The sequence below is a fragment of the Arenimonas caeni genome, assembly GCF_003024235.1.
Taxonomy (GTDB): Bacteria; Pseudomonadota; Gammaproteobacteria; order Xanthomonadales; family Xanthomonadaceae; genus Arenimonas; species Arenimonas caeni.
On sequence record NZ_KZ679092.1, the window covers coordinates 61,658 to 77,799 of the forward strand.

At 71.5% G+C, this 16,142-nt stretch carries 13 protein-coding genes; 6 read left to right on the top strand and 7 right to left on the bottom strand.

Going from position 1 to position 16,142, the window contains the following annotated elements; all coding sequences use genetic code 11:
* Positions 1–60 precede the first annotated feature (60 nt).
* Together ubiU and C6N40_RS09545 are read left to right on the top strand one after the other, a co-directional pair.
* Positions 61–1,059 (top strand): ubiquinone anaerobic biosynthesis protein UbiU, encoded by a 999-nt coding sequence (gene ubiU, locus C6N40_RS09540; protein WP_106990792.1) that lies wholly within the window; start codon positions 61–63, stop codon positions 1,057–1,059.
* Between the two features lie 4 nt (positions 1,060–1,063).
* Complete coding sequence (locus C6N40_RS09545; RefSeq protein WP_106990793.1) at positions 1,064–1,975, top strand: U32 family peptidase; 912 nt, start codon at positions 1,064–1,066, stop codon at positions 1,973–1,975.
* A 32-nt stretch (positions 1,976–2,007) separates the two neighbouring features.
* Here C6N40_RS09545 and fabB read toward each other — a convergent pair whose 3' ends face one another.
* The 6 genes from fabB to C6N40_RS09575 form a co-directional block, all read right to left on the bottom strand.
* Positions 2,008–3,219 (bottom strand): beta-ketoacyl-ACP synthase I, encoded by a 1,212-nt coding sequence (gene fabB / locus C6N40_RS09550; protein ID WP_106990794.1) that lies wholly within the window; start codon positions 3,217–3,219, stop codon positions 2,008–2,010.
* Positions 3,220–3,221: 2 nt separating this feature from the next.
* On the bottom strand, positions 3,222–3,737 hold the full coding sequence (fabA, locus tag C6N40_RS09555) for a 3-hydroxyacyl-[acyl-carrier-protein] dehydratase FabA (RefSeq protein WP_106990795.1): 516 nt from the start codon (positions 3,735–3,737) through the stop codon (positions 3,222–3,224).
* A gap of 64 nt (positions 3,738–3,801) precedes the next feature.
* The gene (locus C6N40_RS09560) at positions 3,802–5,274 is read right to left on the bottom strand and encodes an L-aspartate oxidase (RefSeq protein WP_240183495.1); all 1,473 of its coding nucleotides are present in this window, start codon (positions 5,272–5,274) and stop codon (positions 3,802–3,804) included.
* Between the two features lie 17 nt (positions 5,275–5,291).
* Positions 5,292–6,296, bottom strand: coding sequence for a quinolinate synthase NadA (gene nadA / locus C6N40_RS09565; RefSeq protein WP_106990796.1), 1,005 nt, complete (start codon positions 6,294–6,296; stop codon positions 5,292–5,294).
* Positions 6,293–7,132 carry a ubiquinone anaerobic biosynthesis accessory factor UbiT gene (gene ubiT, locus C6N40_RS09570; protein ID WP_106990852.1) on the bottom strand — a complete coding sequence of 280 codons (840 nt, stop codon included), beginning with the start codon at positions 7,130–7,132 and terminating at the stop codon, positions 6,293–6,295. The genes nadA and ubiT overlap by 4 nt, the downstream gene beginning before the upstream one ends.
* A gap of 95 nt (positions 7,133–7,227) precedes the next feature.
* Positions 7,228–9,420, bottom strand: coding sequence for a TonB-dependent receptor domain-containing protein (locus tag C6N40_RS09575; RefSeq protein WP_162782176.1), 2,193 nt, complete (start codon positions 9,418–9,420; stop codon positions 7,228–7,230).
* 204 nt (positions 9,421–9,624) lie between these two features.
* On the opposite strand from C6N40_RS09575, the gene C6N40_RS09580 reads away from it, so the two are divergent.
* Positions 9,625–11,730: a cytochrome D1 domain-containing protein gene (locus tag C6N40_RS09580; protein WP_106990798.1), complete on the top strand. Its 2,106-nt coding sequence runs from the start codon at positions 9,625–9,627 to the stop codon at positions 11,728–11,730.
* Between the two features lie 78 nt (positions 11,731–11,808).
* Here the strand turns inward: C6N40_RS09580 and C6N40_RS14095 are convergent, their stop codons facing one another.
* The gene (locus C6N40_RS14095) at positions 11,809–12,999 is read right to left on the bottom strand and encodes an alginate export family protein (protein WP_106990799.1); all 1,191 of its coding nucleotides are present in this window, start codon (positions 12,997–12,999) and stop codon (positions 11,809–11,811) included.
* A 239-nt stretch (positions 13,000–13,238) separates the two neighbouring features.
* Between C6N40_RS14095 and nirK the strand changes: the two genes are divergently transcribed.
* The 3 genes from nirK to C6N40_RS09600 are packed head-to-tail and all read left to right on the top strand — an operon-like array spanning position 13,239 to position 16,119.
* Positions 13,239–14,768: a copper-containing nitrite reductase gene (gene nirK / locus C6N40_RS09590; protein WP_106990800.1), complete on the top strand. Its 1,530-nt coding sequence runs from the start codon at positions 13,239–13,241 to the stop codon at positions 14,766–14,768.
* Positions 14,769–14,770: 2 nt separating this feature from the next.
* Positions 14,771–15,553, top strand: coding sequence for a formylglycine-generating enzyme family protein (locus C6N40_RS09595; protein ID WP_106990801.1), 783 nt, complete (start codon positions 14,771–14,773; stop codon positions 15,551–15,553).
* On the top strand, positions 15,550–16,119 hold the full coding sequence (locus C6N40_RS09600) for an SCO family protein (RefSeq protein WP_106990802.1): 570 nt from the start codon (positions 15,550–15,552) through the stop codon (positions 16,117–16,119). Before C6N40_RS09595 ends, C6N40_RS09600 begins: the two co-directional genes overlap by 4 nt.
* Positions 16,120–16,142: the final 23 nt, after the last annotated feature.

The window sequence follows — 16,142 nt, forward strand, 5'->3', positions numbered from 1 at the left end:
TCAATGACGGGCCGACGCGCGGCCGCCAGCATGTGACGCACTTCCCGCAAGGAGAGCGTGATGCAACTGGTCTGCCCCGCCGGCAACCTGCCGGCCCTGCGCGCGGCAATCGACGCCGGCGCCGACGCCGTCTACGCCGGTTTCCGCGACCAGACCAACGCCCGCGCCTTCCCCGGGCTCAACTTCGACGAGGCCGAGCTGCGCGCCGGCATCGCCTACGCGCACGAGCGCGGCCGCAAGGTCTACCTGGCCCTGAACACCTATCCGGAAACGTCGCGCCTGCGCGCCTGGCAGGCCGCGGTGGACCATGCCGCGGAACTGGGCTGCGACGCCATCATCGCCGCCGAAATGGCCGTGCTCGACCACGCCATGCGCGAGCATCCCGGGCTGGCCCGGCACCTGTCGGTGCAGGGGTCGGCCACCAGCGCGCCGGCGCTTCGCTACATGCACGATCGCTTCGGCATCAGCCGCGCGGTGCTGCCGCGGGTGCTTTCGCTGCAGCAGGTCGAGCGCCTGTGCGAGCGCTCGCCGGTGCCGCTGGAGGTGTTCGCCTTCGGCAGCCTGTGCATCATGGTCGAAGGCCGCTGCCAGCTCTCAAGCTATGTCACCGGCGCCTCGCCCAACCGCCACGGCGTCTGCTCGCCGGCGCGCTTCGTGCGCTGGGAGGAACACGGCGACGGCCAGCGCGCCGTGCGCCTGAACGGCCTGCTGATGGATCGCTACGCACCGGGCGAGCCGGCCGCCTACCCGACGGTCTGCAAGGGCCGCTTCGACGTGGGCGGCGAAACCTTCCACGCGCTCGAGGAGCCGACCAGCCTCAACACCCTCGAACTGCTGCCGCAGCTGGCGGAGGCCGGCGTGGCGGCGCTGAAGATCGAGGGCCGCCAGCGCGGCGTGGCCTACGTGAGCTCGGTGACGCGTACCTGGCGCGAGGCCATCGACCGCCACCGTGCCGACGCAGCCGGCTGGCAGGCCCGCCCCGAGTGGCAGAAGGCGCTTTCGGCCCACGCCGAAGGCCACCAGACCACGCTCGGCCCCTACCACCGCGCCTGGCACTGACCGCATGAAACTCAGCCTCGGACCGCTGCAATACTTCTGGCCGCGCGAGCGCACGCTCGCCTTCTACCGCGAGGCGGCCGGCTGGCCGGTCGACGTGGTCTACCTGGGCGAAACGGTGTGCAGCAAGCGCCGCGAACTGGGCACGCGCGACTGGATCGCGCTGGCCGGGGAGCTGGCCACGGCCGGCAAGGAAGTGGTGCTTTCCAGCCTGGCGCTGGTGGAGGCCGAATCCGAGCTCAACGCGGTGCAGCGCATGCTCGAGCACGGTGGCTTCCTCGTCGAAGCCAACGACCTGACCGCGGTGCAGCTATGCCGCGAGGCGGGCGCCGGCTTCGTGGCCGGGCCAAGCCTGAACATCTACAACCACCGCGCGCTGGCGATGCTGGCCGAAGACGGGCTGCGGCGCTGGGTGCCCGGCGTCGAGCAGGGCCTGCGGCAGATCGACGAGCTGCTGGCGGCGCACGCGGCGGAAGGACTGCCGGCGCCCGAGGTGGAGGTGATCGCCTGGGGACGCCTGCCGCTGTCGTACTCGGCCCGCTGCTTCACGGCCCGCGCCTTCGACGTGCCCAAGGACGCCTGCGGCTTCCGCTGCATCGAACATCCGGACGGCCTGCCGCTGGCCACGCGCGAGGGCACGCCCTTCCTGCGCATCAACGGCATCCAGATCCAGGGTGAAGAAATCACCGACCTTGGCCCGGAACTCCCGGCCCTGCGCGAACTCGGCGTCGGCCTGCTGCGGCTCTACCCGCAGCACGAAGGCATGCGCGAGATCGTCGAACACTTCGACCTCGCCCGCCACTCCACCCTTCCTCCGCCCCGCCTCGGCGCCGTCAACGGCTACTGGCACGAACACCCCGGCAAACCCGGCCTCCCCGACGCCCCCACCCCACCCGCGCCTGCCCACCCCACGCCGTAGGAGCGCCCTCAGGCGCTCCTACGGGAAAGCGGTCAGGCGGGGGTGCCGAAGACGAGGCAGGCGTTGGTGCCGCCGAAGCCGAAGCTGTTGGACATCACCGTGCGAAGCGTGGCGTCGCGGCTCTCGCGCAGGATCGGGAAATCGGCCGCCTGAGGGTCGAGGTTGGCGACGTGGGCCGAGCCGGCCATGAAACCGTCGCGCATCATCAGCAGGCTGTAGATCGCCTCGTGCACGCTGGCGGCGCCGAGCGAGTGGCCCGACAGTGCCTTGGTGGACGAGATCGGCGGCATCGCCTCGCCGAAGGCCTCGCGGACCGCACGCAGCTCGATGATGTCGCCCAGCGGCGTCGACGTGCCGTGGGTATTGAGGTAGTCGATGGGGCGGTCGAGGCCGGCCATCGCCATCTGCATGCAGCGCACCGCGCCTTCGCCCGAGGGCGCGACCATGTCGGCGCCGTCGGAGCTGATGCCGTAGCCGAGCAGCTCGGCGTGGATGCGGGCGCCGCGCGCCTTCGCGTGCTCGTAGTCCTCGAGCACCACCATGCCGCCGCCACCGGCGATGACGAACCCGTCGCGGTCGGCGTCGTAGGGGCGCGAGGCCGTGGCCGGCGTGTCGTTGTGCCTGGTCGACAGCGCGCCCATCGCATCGAACTGCAGGCTCAGCGACCAGTGCAGCTCCTCGCCGCCGCCCGCGAACATGATGTCCTGGCGGCCGGCGCGGATCTGGTCGGCTGCGGCGCCGATGCAGTGCGCCGAGGTCGCGCAGGCCGCGGCGATCGAATAGCTCGCGCCACGGATGCCGAAGGCCGTGGCCAGGTTGGCCGACACCGTCGAGCCCATCGTGCGCGGCACCATGTACGGGCCCACCTTGCGCACGCCGCGCTGGCGCAGCAGGTCGGCGGCCTCGACCTGCCACTGGGTCGAGCCGCCGCCGGAGCCGGCGAACAGGCCGGTGCGGTCGGAGCGCACTTGTGCGTCCCCGAGGCCGGCGTCGGTGATGGCTTCCTGCATGGCCACGTGCGCATAGGCCGCGCCGTCACCCATGAAGCGCAGCGCCTTGCGGTCGATGCGCGCGGCCAGGTCGATCTCCGGCGCGCCGGAAACCTGGCTGCGCAGGCCGGCTTCGGCGGCGGCGGCGTCGAAGCGGATGCCGCTGTGCCCTTCGCGCAGCGCCACCGAGACGCCGTCCAGCGTGTTGCCCAGGCACGAGACGATGCCCATGCCCGTGATGACGACGCGACGCATGCCTACATTCCTTCGGTGGAGGAGAACAGGCCGACGCGCAGTTCCTCGGCCGTGTAGATCTCGCGGCCGTCGACCAGGGTGCGGCCGTCGGCGATCACCATTTTCAGGCGCCCGCGCACCACGCGCCGGATATCGATTTCGTAGGTGACGAGCTTGGCGCTCGGCAGCACCTGGCCGGTGAACTTCACCTGGCCCACGCCGAGCGCGCGGCCGCGGCCGGGCTCGCCAAGCCAGGGCAGGTAGAAACCGGCCAGCTGCCACATCGCGTCCAGGCCCAGGCAACCCGGCATCACTGGGTCGTCGGCGAAGTGGCAGGCGAAGAACCAAAGGTCCGGCCGGATGTCGAGTTCGGCGCGGATGAATCCCTTGCCGTGCTTGCCGCCGCTCTCGCTGATCTCGGTGATGCGGTCGAACATCAGCATCGGGTCGGACGGAAGGCGCGCGCCGCCGGGGCCGAACATGGCGCCGCTGGCGCATTCGAGCAACTGCGCGCGGTCGAAGGACTGGGAGATATTCATCGCTGCCGGAACATTGGGGAAAACCGAGTTTCGTTGGTCAATGTGGGGCATGGAATGATCCGCATCAAGCGGTTTCGCCGTACGCCGGCGTGTCGATTCCGTGGCGTATGTTGCGGTTTTTCCCTTTGTCCACGCGATGATGCGCGCCCAGGGAGCCCCTGCGCGCGAGCGCCGCGGCGAGCATCGCCAGCAGCAGTCTTCCCTGTCTGGCGGCTGAAAGTGCGCGATCGGAGTCGATCGCCTGCAGCGCATGCGCCAGCGTCGCGCCGTCACGGACCGGCCCCAGAGCGCGCCCGGCCAGCCGCGCGATCGCAGCGCGCGCGGCGGCATCGGCGCCGGGCCCGGCATCCACCCAGTGCTCCGCCGGCGCCGTGCCCGCCGTCGCCTGGCGCAACCGTTCGCCCAGGCGCCTGCCGCAAACCACGCCCTCGAGCAGCGAGTTGCTGGCGAGCCGGTTCGCGCCATGCACGCCGGTGCAGGCCACCTCGCCCACCGCGTGCAGGCCGGGTACCGTGCTGGCGCCATCGGGGTCGACCGCGATGCCGCCCATGTGGAAGTGCATCGCCGGCGTCACCGGGATGGGTTCGCTGCGCGGATCGAAGCCGTGCCTTGCACACAGTGCGAGCACGGTGGGGAACTGGCGCCACGCCTCGGCATCGAGGCCGCGCGCGTCGAGCCAGGCCCGGCCACCCTCCTGCTGGTGCCGGCAGATGCGCCGCGCCACCACGTCGCGTGGCGCAAGGTCGCCGGGCAGGTGCCCGCCCGGCATGAGCAGGTCGCCATTGCCGTCGACCAGGCGCGCGCCGGCGCCGCGCAGCGCCTCGGTGACCAGGGGCAGCTTGCCGGCGCCCGGAACGTCCAGCGCCGTCGGATGCCACTGGATGAATTCCAGGTCGCGCAGGTCGGCGCCCGCGGCCAGCGCCAGCGACAGACCGCTGCCGTCGGCGCCGGGGGGATTGGTGGTGGCCGCGAAGAGCGCGCCGATGCCGCCGGTGGCCAGCACCAGGTCGGGCGTCGCGATTTCCCGCGACCGTTCCTGCGCATCGCGCAGGCGCACCCCGGCCACGCGCCCGCGCGCCAGGCCGATCGCCTCCAGCCGCCACCCCGGCAGCCAGCCCACGTGCGGCGCCGCCGCCGCGGCCTGCGCCAGGGTGGTGGTGATCGCACGGCCGGTGGCGTCGCCGCCGGCATGCACGATGCGCGCGCGACCGTGGCCGCCTTCGCGGCCCAGCTGCAGCCGGCCTTCGCCATCGCGGTCGAACGGCACGCCGAGCCCGGCCAGCCACTGCACGACGCCCGGCGCCGCGGCCACCAGCGCGTGCACCGCGGCCACGTCGTTGTGCCAGGCGCCTGCGGCCAGGGTGTCGGCGGCGTGCTGCGTCGGGTCGTCGCCCTCGCCCACCGCCGCCGCCAGCCCGCCCTGCGCCATGGCGCTGGCGGTGCCCACCGGGCAGGCGGAGCGGCAGACCAGCCAGACCGGACGCGGCGCCGCGGCCAGCGCCGTGCACAGGCCGGCCACGCCCGCACCGACCACCACCAGCGGCGGGACCGCGCTCAGACCCGTTCGCCGCGACCGACGGCCAGCATGCGCTCGAGCGCGCGCCGCGCGCGCGCGGCCACCTCGTCGGGCACCGTCACCTCGGGCCCGAGGTCGCGCAGGCAGGCGTGGATGTTCTGCAGCGTGATGCGCTTCATGTGCGGACAGAGGTTGCAGGGCTTGATGAACTCGGTGGCCGGGAAGCGCAGGCGCAGGTTGTCGGCCATCGAGCACTCGGTGATCAGCGCCACACGCTCGGGCTGCTCGCGCTCGAGCCAGGCGCCCATGGCGCTGGTGGAACCCACGAAGTCGGCCTCGGCGAGCACCTCGGGCGGGCATTCGGGATGCGCGACCAAGCGCGCGTCGAAGCGCTCGCGCGCGTGCCGGGCCTCGGCCGCGGTGAAGGTCTCGTGCACCTCGCAGCGGCCGTCCCATAGCACCAGCTGCACGCTCGTCTGGCTGGCCACGTGGGCGCCCAGGTAGCGATCGGGCAGGAAGATCACCTTGTCCGCGCCCATGGCCTCGACCACCTGCACCGCGTTTGCCGAGGTGCAGCAGGCATCGGATTCGGCCTTCACCTCGGCGCTGGTGTTGACGTAGGTGACCACCGGCGCGCCGGGGTGGCGCGCGCGCAGCATGCGCACGTCGGCGGCGGTGATCGAGTCGGCCAGCGAGCAGCCCGCCAGCGGGTCGGGGATGAGCACCTTCACGTGGGGCGCGAGGATCTTCGCGCTCTCGGCCATGAAGTGCACGCCGGCCAGCACCACGATCCCGGCGTCGCAGTCGGCGGCGGCCTGCGCCAGCGCCAGCGAGTCGCCGGTGACGTCGGCCACGCCATGGAAGATCTCCGGCGACTGGTAGCTGTGCGCCATCACCACCGCGCCGCGCTCGCGCTTGAGGGTGTTGATCGCATCGATCCAGGGCAGGTGCAGCGGCACCTCCAGGCAGGGCAGCAGCCGTTCGAGCTTTTCGCTCAGCCCGGCGTACTCGACTGCCAGTTCGTCACGCCAGCGTGGTTTCATCGACCGGCCCTCCAGGCCTCGCGGGCCGCGCGCGCGGCGCGTGCACCCCGGTTGAGCGCGATGCGCACCGCCAGCGGCACCTCTTCCCAGGGCAGGCGGTCGAGCAGGTTGCGCGCGGTCAGGCCCAGTTCGGTGTCGCCGGTGAGTTCGAGCCGGCGCTGGAAGAACAGCGTGTCGGCGTCCTCGAGCCGGCTGGCGAGCAGCAGCAGGTCGGTGGCCGAGCCGCGCACGCTGGCTTCGGCCGGGCCGTCGACGCTGCGCAGTCGGCCATCTTCCAGGCCCAGCACCCAGGCCAGGCCCAGGTCCGGCACCTCGATGCCGATGCGACGCCCCTGCAGGAAGCCTAGCTCGCCGGCGCGCAGCGGCTTGTCGAGCAGTTGCCCGACCGCACGTTCCAGCAGCTGGCGCTGCCAGGCCTGCGGCACCCGCCGCAGCACCGGCGCCCAGCGCCGGGGCGGCGGCAGCCAGCGAAGGTAGGGGTGGGTGGGTGCACCGACCATGGCCTGGTCTCCTGGATTCGGGTTCGGGAAGGGCGCGTCGGGAACCGGGAGGCCGTCGGCGGCCAGGCCCTGCAGGTGGCGGCCGTCGGCGATCAGCAGCGCCAGCTGGCCGCGCGCCAGGCCCGGCGGCAGGCCGAGCCGGCGCGCCAGCCCGTCGCCGCGCGCGAGCACGGCGTGCTCACGCGCCGGATCGCAGGCCGGCAGCCCGCCGCGCCGCTTGCTCGCGGCCAGCCCCGCCACCAGCCGGCGACGGCCGGCGAGCAGCAGCAGCATGGCGTCGTCGAGTCCATCGATGCCGCGGCGAAGCAGCGACACCGCGAACGGAACCTGGTTCATTGCCTGCACTCCCGGTGCCATGGCGGCACCGGGGCGCATTGCATCGCCGGCGCGCCCGGCGCGCCCTGACCTCGGTCAACCGGGGCCGGTTTGGCTCAGAAGTCGAACACCAGGCCCAGGCGGGCGCCGCGGCCGGGGCGCGAATAGAAGTCCTTGTCACCCGCGTTCGCCGGCAGGCCCCGCAGCGCCGACCAGTCCCAGGCGCGGTGGTCGGCCAGGTTGAACAGCGACAGGTTCAGGCGCACCTGCTCGCCCAGCGAGGCCCAGGCATGCAGGTCCCACTGGCTGTAGCCGGGCGGTAGGAACAGCGCCCCGGCCGACTGGTCGGCGCGGGTCACCGCCCGGACGCCGGTCAGGCGCAGCTCGCCACCCCAGCGGCCGTCGGCCGCCTCGAAACCGGCGGCCAGGCTGGCGCGCGCCGGCGGCACGGTGTTGAGCGGCCGGTCGCGCGAGGTGTCGTCGCCCCGCGACCAGGACGCCACGCCGTCGAGGTACCAGCCCTCGGCGCGCTCCGACAGCGACGCCAGCCACCAGCGCCCCTCCAGTTCGAGGCCGCGGATGCGCGCCCGGTCGCGGTTGACCGACTGGAACACCAGCTGGCCGCTCGGGTTGCGGCCCAGGTTGGCGCGCGACTCGATCAGGTCGCGGTAGCGGTTGTCGTACACCGCCAGCGTGCCCTTGAGGAACTCGCCGTCCCAGCGCAGGCCCAGTTCCAGGCCTTCGCTGCGCTCGGGCCGGAGCTCGGGGTTGGGCAGGGCCACGTAATTGAAGGTCGGCAGGTTCAGGCCGATGTTGACGTCGGAAAACGGCGGCGCCCGGAAGCCACGCGCGTACTGCGCGTACAGGCCCAGCCGGCCGCGGCTCCAGCGCAGGCCAAGCTTGGGCGTGACCTGTTCGCTGTCGAGCGAGGCCGGCTGCACGGAAGGATTGTCCTCGCGCCACAGTGCATCGGGACGGGCGCGCAGGCGGTAACGCTCCCAGCGCAGGCCGGGCACCAGGGCCCAGGCCTCGCCGAACCGGATCTCGTCCTGCCAGAACACGCCGATCTCGTCGGCGCGCGTGTTGGGGAAGTCGCGCAGCGGCAGCACCTCGCCCAAGATCACGTTGCTGCTGGCGCCGGTGGCGAGGTTGGTCTCGAGACCGTCGCGGTAGCCGAGGTAGTCGTGCCGGGCCAGGTCGATGCCGAACACCTGCCAGTGCTCGGCGCCCAGGAACCGGCCCCGCCACTGCGCGTTGAGCTCCAGGCCGCTGCTTTCCTGCTCGAACAGGAAGCGGCGCGTGCGCAGCGACTCGAAGGGCGTGGCCATGTCCGGCAGCCGGTACTGGTCGCTGTACTGGTCGGTGCGGCTGTCCTGCCGCCAGGCCAGCAGGCGGACCGGGCCCAGCGGCCCCGCCTGCGGCCACTCCACGCCGAGGCTGGCGCGGGTGCGCTCGTAGCGGTCGTCGCCGAACAGCGCATAGGTCGTGGCGAAGCGGCCCGGGCCGAACAGCTGCGACTGCACGTCGGTTTCGCGCCGGCCCTCGGCCCGCTCGACGATGCCGCTCCAGCGGCCGGCCGCGCCGGCGTCGAAGGAGAGCCGCAGCAGCGCGCTGTCGTTGCGGTAATCGGCCGGGTTGGCGGCATCGGCGTCGTCGCGCGCGCTGTTGCCGGTCTCGTTGCCCTCGCGCCGGCCCAGCGCGACCAGCGCCGCGAGCCGCTCGTCCGCGCTCCGCGCCATCAGCCGCCCCGACAGCCAGCGCGCGTCATCGCGCGTGCCCAGGCCGGTGCGGGCCTGGCCCTGCCAGCGCTCGCCCTCGTCCCAGGCCTCGTCGGAGGGATCCGGGGTCCAGTAGGCCACCACGCCGGCCAGGGCCTTGCTGCCGTGCAGCGTTGAGGCCGGCCCGCGCAGCACCTCGACGCGGTCGACGATGCCCAGCTCCACCAAGTCGCGCCCGGCGAGCGCGAACTGGCCCACGCCGAACCCATCCGGAAGCGGCACGCCGTCGAGCTCCACCCCGACCCGGTTGCCCTCGAGCCCGCGCAGGTTGAAGCCCTGGGAACCGAAACGGTTCGCATCCGCGGCCACGTCGACACCGGGCATCAGCCGCGCCAGGTCTTCGATGCCCTGCACGCCCCGGCGCTCCATGGCCTCGCGGTCGACCCGGCTCACCGCGCCGACCACCTGCTTGACCGGCTCGGCGCTGCGGCTGCCGACCACCACCACGGCATCGAGGGTGCGCAGCGTGTCCTCGTCGGGCGATGCCGACAGGGCGGCGGCCAGGGCGAGCAGGATGGAGCTCGTTGACATGATCTTCACCAATGCTTAGCAATGCCGAACCCTACGATAGCCGGCGTCGCCTCGAAATTGACGGCTGTCAATCGGAAGGCCGGAAGGCGATGCAATTGTCGTTGCGCTTGATGCAGGTCAGGGGCGGCCGAACGGGCCAGGACCAAGCTTCACCCGACGGCGGGATACCGCCGAAGACGTGTAAACCACCTACGGGGATCAACCATGAAAAGAACACTGATCAGTACCGCCCTGGCCCTCGCGCTTGGCGCCGGCGCAACCGCGGCCCTCGCCGCCGATGCCGACGTGGTCAACGAGCGCGCGCCCAAGACCGAGGAGCAGGCCGGCGAGGCTGCCTACCTGGCCAACTGCGCCGCCTGCCACCAGGCCAACGGTGCCGGCCTGGTCGGCGCCTTCCCGCCGCTCAAGGATTCCGACTGGATCAAGCGGGACCCGCAGGCCGCGCTGCAGGCCGTGCTGGCCGGCCTGAGCGGCAAGATCACCGTCAACGGCAATGAGTACAACTCCGTCATGCCGGCGATGAGCCACCTGGCCGACGCCGACATCGCCGCCATCCTCAACCATGTGATGGACGAGTTCGACAACGGCGACACCCGCTTCACCCCGGACCAGGTCGCCGCCGCCCGCAAGGGCATCGCCGGCGCCTCCGACCCGGCGCAGGGCCAGGCCCACCCCGGCACCAGCCAGGCCCAGGCCGCCTACGAGGGCGCACCGACCACGATGGCCGCCGCCGACGTGAAGATCCACCGCACCCCCGGTGCCCCGGACATGACCGAGGAAGAGTTCGCCGAAGCCACCGACATCTTCTTCCAGCGCTGCGCCGGCTGCCACGGCGTGCTGCGCAAGGGTGCCACCGGCAAGCCGCTCACGCCCGACCTGACCCAGGCGCGCGGCACCGACTACCTCAAGGCGCTGATCAACTTCGGCTCCCCGGGCGGCATGCCCAACTTCGGCACCGGCGGCGAGCTGAGCACCGCCCAGGTGGACCTGATGGCGCGCTTCCTGCAGCACACCCCGCCCAGCCCGCCCGAGTGGGGCATGGCCGAGATGCGCGACAGCTGGAAGGTCCTCATCCCGGTCGAGGACCGCCCGACCCGGAAGATGAACAAGTACAACCTCGAGAACGTCTTCTCGGTGACCCTGCGCGACTCGGGCGAGATCGCCCTGATCGACGGCGACACCAAGAAGATCATCAACATCATCAAGACCGGCTACGCCGTGCACATCTCCCGCGTCTCGCACTCGGGCCGCTATGTGTACACGATCGGCCGCGACGGCAAGATCGACCTGATCGACATGTGGATGGCCACGCCCGACCGCGTCGCCGAGATCAAGATCGGCCTCGAGGCGCGCTCGGTCGAGACGTCCAAGTACAAGGGCTTCGAGGACAAGCTGGCGATCGCCGGCGCCTACTGGCCGCCCCAGTACGTGATCATGGACGGCCCGACCCTGGAGCCGATGAAGATCGTCTCGACCCGCGGCATGACGGTCGACACCCAGGAGTACCACCCGGAGCCGCGCGTGGCCGCCATCGTGGGCAGCCACCAGCATCCGGAGTTCATCGTCAACGTGAAGGAAACCGGCCGGATCCTGCTGGTCGACTACAGCGACCTGGACAACCTGAAGGTGACCACGCTCGACGCCGCGCGCTTCCTGCATGACGGCGGCTGGGACGTGACCAAGCGCTACTTCCTCACCGCGGCCAACCAAAGCGACAAGATCGCCGTGGTCGACTCGCTCGAGCAGCGCATGGTCGGCCTGATCGACGTGGACAAGATCCCGCATCCGGGTCGCGGCGCGAACTTCGTGCATCCCGAGTACGGCCCGGTCTGGGGCACCTCGGCGCTCGGCAACGACAAGATCACCCTGATCGGCACCGATCCGGAGAACCATTCGGAGCATGCCTGGAAGGTGGTCGAGGTCCTGCACGGCCAGGGCGGCGGCTCGCTGTTCATCAAGACCCACCCGAAGTCCTCGAACCTGTGGGTGGACACGCCGCTCAACCCGGACGAGAAGGTGGCGCAGTCGGTGGCCGTGTTCAACATCAACGACCTCGACGCCGGCTACACCGTGCTGCCGATCGCCGAGTGGGCGAACCTGGGCGAAGGCCCGAAGCGCGTCGTGCAGCCTGAGTACAACGCGGCCGGCGACGAAGTCTGGTTCTCGGTGTGGAACGGCAAGGACCAGCGTTCGGCGATCGTGGTGGTCGACGACAAGACCCTCAAGCTCAAGGCGGTGCTCGACGATGCCCGCCTGATCACGCCGACCGGCAAGTTCAACATCAACAACACGGTCAACGACGTCTACTGACCGCGAGCAAGCTGCAACAAGAAGGGCCCCGCATCGCGGGGCCCTTTCTTTTTGACCTCTGTTGGAGGGCCTTCAGGCTTACGGCCAGTTGCGCTCGATCTGCAGCCAGAGCTTGCGGGTGTCGTGGGCGAAGCCGTCGCTGCGGTAGTCGGCGAGCTTGACGAGGCCGGCGAAACCGGCGGGCAGCGGGAAGGACAGCGACGCGTTGAGTTCGCGGCCGTAGTCGGCGTCGCCGCGGTCGGCGACATAGTCGTGCCAGGCCACGGTCCAGCCGAGCTTGCCGTCCAGCCGGCCGCTGCCGAACTTGCCCGAGACCGAGGCGTAGCGATCGTCGAGGCCGTTGGCCGGCGTCACCAGGAACTTGTCGGCCCAGCCGTTGAAGGCGTGCAGGGTCGCCAGCGGCGTCTGGAAGGCGGTGCTGCCGTTGCCGCCCAGCCGCTCCCAGCCCACCTTCCAGGTCAGCCCCCTGGCGGACAGCGAGGGTTCGAACAACACGTAGTCGGCGCTCACCTGCAGCGGGTTGTCGGCATGGTCGCGCTGCTTGGCGTATTCGAGCGTCCAGCCCAGCTTCACCGCGTCGAACGCGCGCTGGCCGGTGTAGCGCAGGCCCAGGGTGCGGGTGGAGGCCGTGGCCACGTCCTGGTCGTCGAGCCAATACCCGTAGGCCGCCAGGGTGCCGGCCGCGCCGGTCCAGGACAGGTTGGCGAGGTGGGCGTTGAGGTCGCGCTCGCGCGCCAGCGGGTCGATCGCCTCGTCGGAGAAGACGCGGTGTACGCGGTCGAGCCAGGAATAGCGCAGCACCAGGCCTTCGCGCGGCGAGAAGTCCGCCGAGAAGGCGTCGTAGGTCTGCTCGTTCTGGCGCCAGCCGACGTTGCCGACGAAGCGCTGGTTGTCGAGCAGCAGCCGCTGGCGGCCGAGCGTCGCGCCACCGCGCTCGCCGCGCCAGCGCAGCCAGGCCTGGTTGAGTTCGAACGACTCAGGATCGGCCACCACCGGGTAGGTGGTGCGGCCGTTGGCCGTGGAGTTGTAGCTGCCGTCGGCGGCGGCCACCGCCTCGAGCTCCGCGCCGGCGCTGAAGCCGTTGACGAAGGCATGGCTGTAGCCGAGGCGCAGGCGCAGGGTGTCGGCCGAAGCGTCGCGCGCGAAGGCATCGTCGGAGACCGCTTCGTGGCGGTAGCGCAGGTTCGCGCTCCAGCCATCGTCGGCCTGTGCGGCGACGGGCTGGAGCGCCAGTGCCAGTGCGATGGCAAGGCAGTTCCTGGAGGTCATGGTTCGGTTCCAAGCAAGGCCCGGATCGGGTCGCGCCAAGCGTGCTCCGGTGGCGCCCGGTTTCCCCTGAGCCACGTCAAGATAGCTGCATTCTTCCAAGGGGTTCACATCGGCGGCCGGGGGCGTCAGACTGTCCAGGCCCGCACCGCTTGATGTGCATCAGGGACGATTGCGCGCCGCCGCACGAAGCTTTCGCCAAGGTTGGGAACCCAACCTCAAGCCCCGGAGACCTGATCACAATGAAACGCCCCCTGCTCCTCGCCTGCATCGCCGCAGCCCTCGCCCTCGCCGGCTGCCGCGACAACCCCAACGCCAACCTCGACGCCCACGAAGCCGTGGCGGCCAAGCGCGCCGCCGGCGCCGCCGACACCGGCGGCTCGCGCAAGGGCGACTTCGGCCCGCCGCAGGGCGAGATGATCGAGGCCGTGCTCACCGCACCGCCGCACGTCCCGCCGCCGACCAACCGCGACTACCCGGCCAAGGTCAAGGTCCAGCTGGAGGTGCGCGAGGTCGACCTGGAGATCGCCGACGGCGTCACCTACACCTTCTGGACCTTCGGCGGCACCGTGCCGGGCAGCTTCATCCGCGTGCGCCAGGGCGACACGGTGGAGTTCCACCTGCACAACCACCCCGACTCGAAGATGCCGCACAACATCGACCTGCACGGCGTCACCGGCCCCGGTGGCGGCGCGAGCTCGACGTTCACGGCCCCGGGCCACGGCTCGCAGTTCACCTTCAAGGCGCTCAACGCCGGCCTGTACGTGTACCACTGCGCCACCGCGCCGGTGGGCATGCACATCGCCAACGGCATGTACGGCCTGATCCTGGTCGAGCCGCCCGAGGGCATGCCGCCGGTGGACAAGGAGTTCTACGTCATGCAGGGCGACTTCTACACCACCACCAAGTACCGCGAGAAGGGCCACGCACCGTTCGACATGCAGCGGGCGATCGACGAGAACGCCACCTACGTGCTGTTCAATGGCTCGGAGACCGCGCTCACGGGCGAAGGCGCGCTCAAGGCCAGCGTCGGCGAGAACGTGCGCCTGTACGTGGGCAACGGCGGCCCGAACCTGGTGTCGAGCTTCCACGTCATCGGCGAGATCTTCGACAAGGTCTGGTACGAGGGCGGCACCCGCTACCAGGAGAACGTGCAGACCACGCTGATCCCGGCCGGCGGCGCCATGATCGCCGACTTCCACCTGGAAGTGCCGGGCAGCTACGTGCTGGTCGACCACTCGATCTTCCGCGCCTTCAACAAGGGCGCGCTGGGCATCCTCCAGGTCGATGGCCCCGAGGACAAGTCGATCTACTCGGGCAAGGAAGTCGACCACGTCTACCTGGGCGACAAGGCCGCCAGCATGCAGCCGGTGGCCGCCGCCGCCGCCGCCGAGAAGGCCGGCACGCTCACCCTCGAGGAGCAGGTCGCGGCCGGCAAGGCGCTGTTCGCCGGCACCTGCTCGACCTGCCATGGCGTCGAAGGCGCCGGCATGCCGGGCGTGTTCCCGCCGCTGGCGGGCTCCGACTGGCTCGACCGCCCGCACGACGAGCTCGCCGCCATCGTGCTCAACGGCCTGTCCGGCCCGATCAAGGTCAATGGCCAGGACTACAACTCGGTGATGCCGCCGATGAGCCAGCTCACCGATGACGAGGTCGCCAACATCCTCACGTACACGCTCAACAGCTGGGGCAACCCGGGTGGCCGCGTGAGCACCGAGGACGTGGCCCGCGTCCGCGCCACCACCGAGCGCGGCGAAGGCGCGGCGCACTGAGCATGCGCGCCGCGGCCGCCCTGCTGCTGGCCCTGCTGCCCGTCCCCGGCCTCGCGGCCGCGGACGACGGCTGGGCCCGGCTGCCGGGCGGCGAGTTCCGCTCGGTGCTGCGCTACGAGGACAGCGGCGGCCTGGTGAAGGTGGCGCCGTTCGAACTCCAGCGCACGCCGGTCAGCAACGGCCAGTTCCTGGCCTTCGTGCGCAAGCATCCCGAGTGGCGGCGCGACCAGGTCGCGCCGCTGTTCGCCGAACAGCGCTACCTGCAGCACTGGGCCGGCCCGCTCGAACTGGGCCCGGCCGGCGCCGGCCAGCCGGTGGTCAACGTCAGCTGGTTCGCGGCCCAGGCCTACTGCGAGGCGCAGGGCGCCCGCCTGCCCACCTGGTCCGAATGGGAATACGCCGCCGCGGCCGACGAGACCCGCGCCGACGCCCGCCAGGATCCCGCCTGGCGCGAACGCATCCTGTCCTGGTACTCCCGGCCCTCGAACCAGCCGCTGCCGGCGGTGGGCCAAGGCCCGGCCGACGTCAACGGCGTCAGGGACCTGCACGGCCTGGTCTGGGAATGGGTGGACGACTACGCCGCCATGCTGGTCTCGGCCGACAACCGCGAGCAGGGCGACCCCGACCGGCGGCGCTTCTGCGGCGCCGGCGCTCTGTCCATGGACGACCGCGAGAACTACGCGGTGATGATGCGCGTGGCCATGCTCTCGGCCCTCGAGGGCAACGACACCACCGCCAACCTCGGGCTGCGCTGCGCGCGCGACCCGGCCGGAGCCCGACCGTGAAAGCCTGGAACCTGCTGCTGGCCCTGCTGCTGGCCCTGCCCGCCGCCGCCGGCGAACTGCCGGGCGACTCGGTCTACCGGCTGGCCGACACCTACACCAGCCAGGCCGGCCGCGACTTCACCCTGGCCGAGGGCCGCGGCGAGGTCCGCCTGGTGGCGATGTTCTATACCTCGTGCCGCTATGTCTGCCCGCTGATCGTCGACAGCGCCAAGGGCGTCGAACATGCCCTGGCCCCGGACGAGCGCGCCCGCCTGCACGTGCTCCTGGTCAGCCTCGACCCGGCCCGCGACGACCCCGCGGCGCTCAAGTCGGTCTTCGACAAGCGCCGCCTGCCGGCCGACCGCTGGACCCTGGCCCGCACCGAGGCCCCCGGCGTGCGCCGGCTGGCCGCCGTGCTGGGCATCCGCTACCGGCCCCTGGCCGACGGCGAGTTCAACCATACTTCGGCCCTGGTCCTGCTCGACCGGGAGGGACGGGTGCTTGCCCGCACCGAGACGCTGGGCAGCAAGCCCGACCCGGCCTTCCTGGCCGCCGTGAAGGCTGCGCTGGCCGGCCCGGCCGGCTGAAAAGGGGAATCCGGGCCGCCAAG

What these genes read in the sequence shown, in the direction of transcription:
- C6N40_RS09575 (WP_162782176.1), bottom strand. Translation starts at nt 9,420, where the DNA reads ATGTCAACGAGCTCCATCCTGCTCGCCCTGGCCGCCGCCCTGTCGGCA.
- ubiT (WP_106990852.1), bottom strand. Translation starts at nt 7,132, where the DNA reads ATGAACCAGGTTCCGTTCGCGGTGTCGCTGCTTCGCCGCGGCATCGAT.
- nadA (WP_106990796.1), bottom strand. Translation starts at nt 6,296, where the DNA reads ATGAAACCACGCTGGCGTGACGAACTGGCAGTCGAGTACGCCGGGCTG.
- C6N40_RS09580 (WP_106990798.1), top strand. Translation starts at nt 9,625, where the DNA reads ATGAAAAGAACACTGATCAGTACCGCCCTGGCCCTCGCGCTTGGCGCC.
- fabA (WP_106990795.1), bottom strand. Translation starts at nt 3,737, where the DNA reads ATGAATATCTCCCAGTCCTTCGACCGCGCGCAGTTGCTCGAATGCGCC.
- fabB (WP_106990794.1), bottom strand. Translation starts at nt 3,219, where the DNA reads ATGCGTCGCGTCGTCATCACGGGCATGGGCATCGTCTCGTGCCTGGGC.
- C6N40_RS09595 (WP_106990801.1), top strand. Translation starts at nt 14,771, where the DNA reads ATGCGCGCCGCGGCCGCCCTGCTGCTGGCCCTGCTGCCCGTCCCCGGC.
- C6N40_RS14095 (WP_106990799.1), bottom strand. Translation starts at nt 12,999, where the DNA reads ATGACCTCCAGGAACTGCCTTGCCATCGCACTGGCACTGGCGCTCCAG.
- nirK (WP_106990800.1), top strand. Translation starts at nt 13,239, where the DNA reads ATGAAACGCCCCCTGCTCCTCGCCTGCATCGCCGCAGCCCTCGCCCTC.
- ubiU (WP_106990792.1), top strand. Translation starts at nt 61, where the DNA reads ATGCAACTGGTCTGCCCCGCCGGCAACCTGCCGGCCCTGCGCGCGGCA.
- C6N40_RS09545 (WP_106990793.1), top strand. Translation starts at nt 1,064, where the DNA reads ATGAAACTCAGCCTCGGACCGCTGCAATACTTCTGGCCGCGCGAGCGC.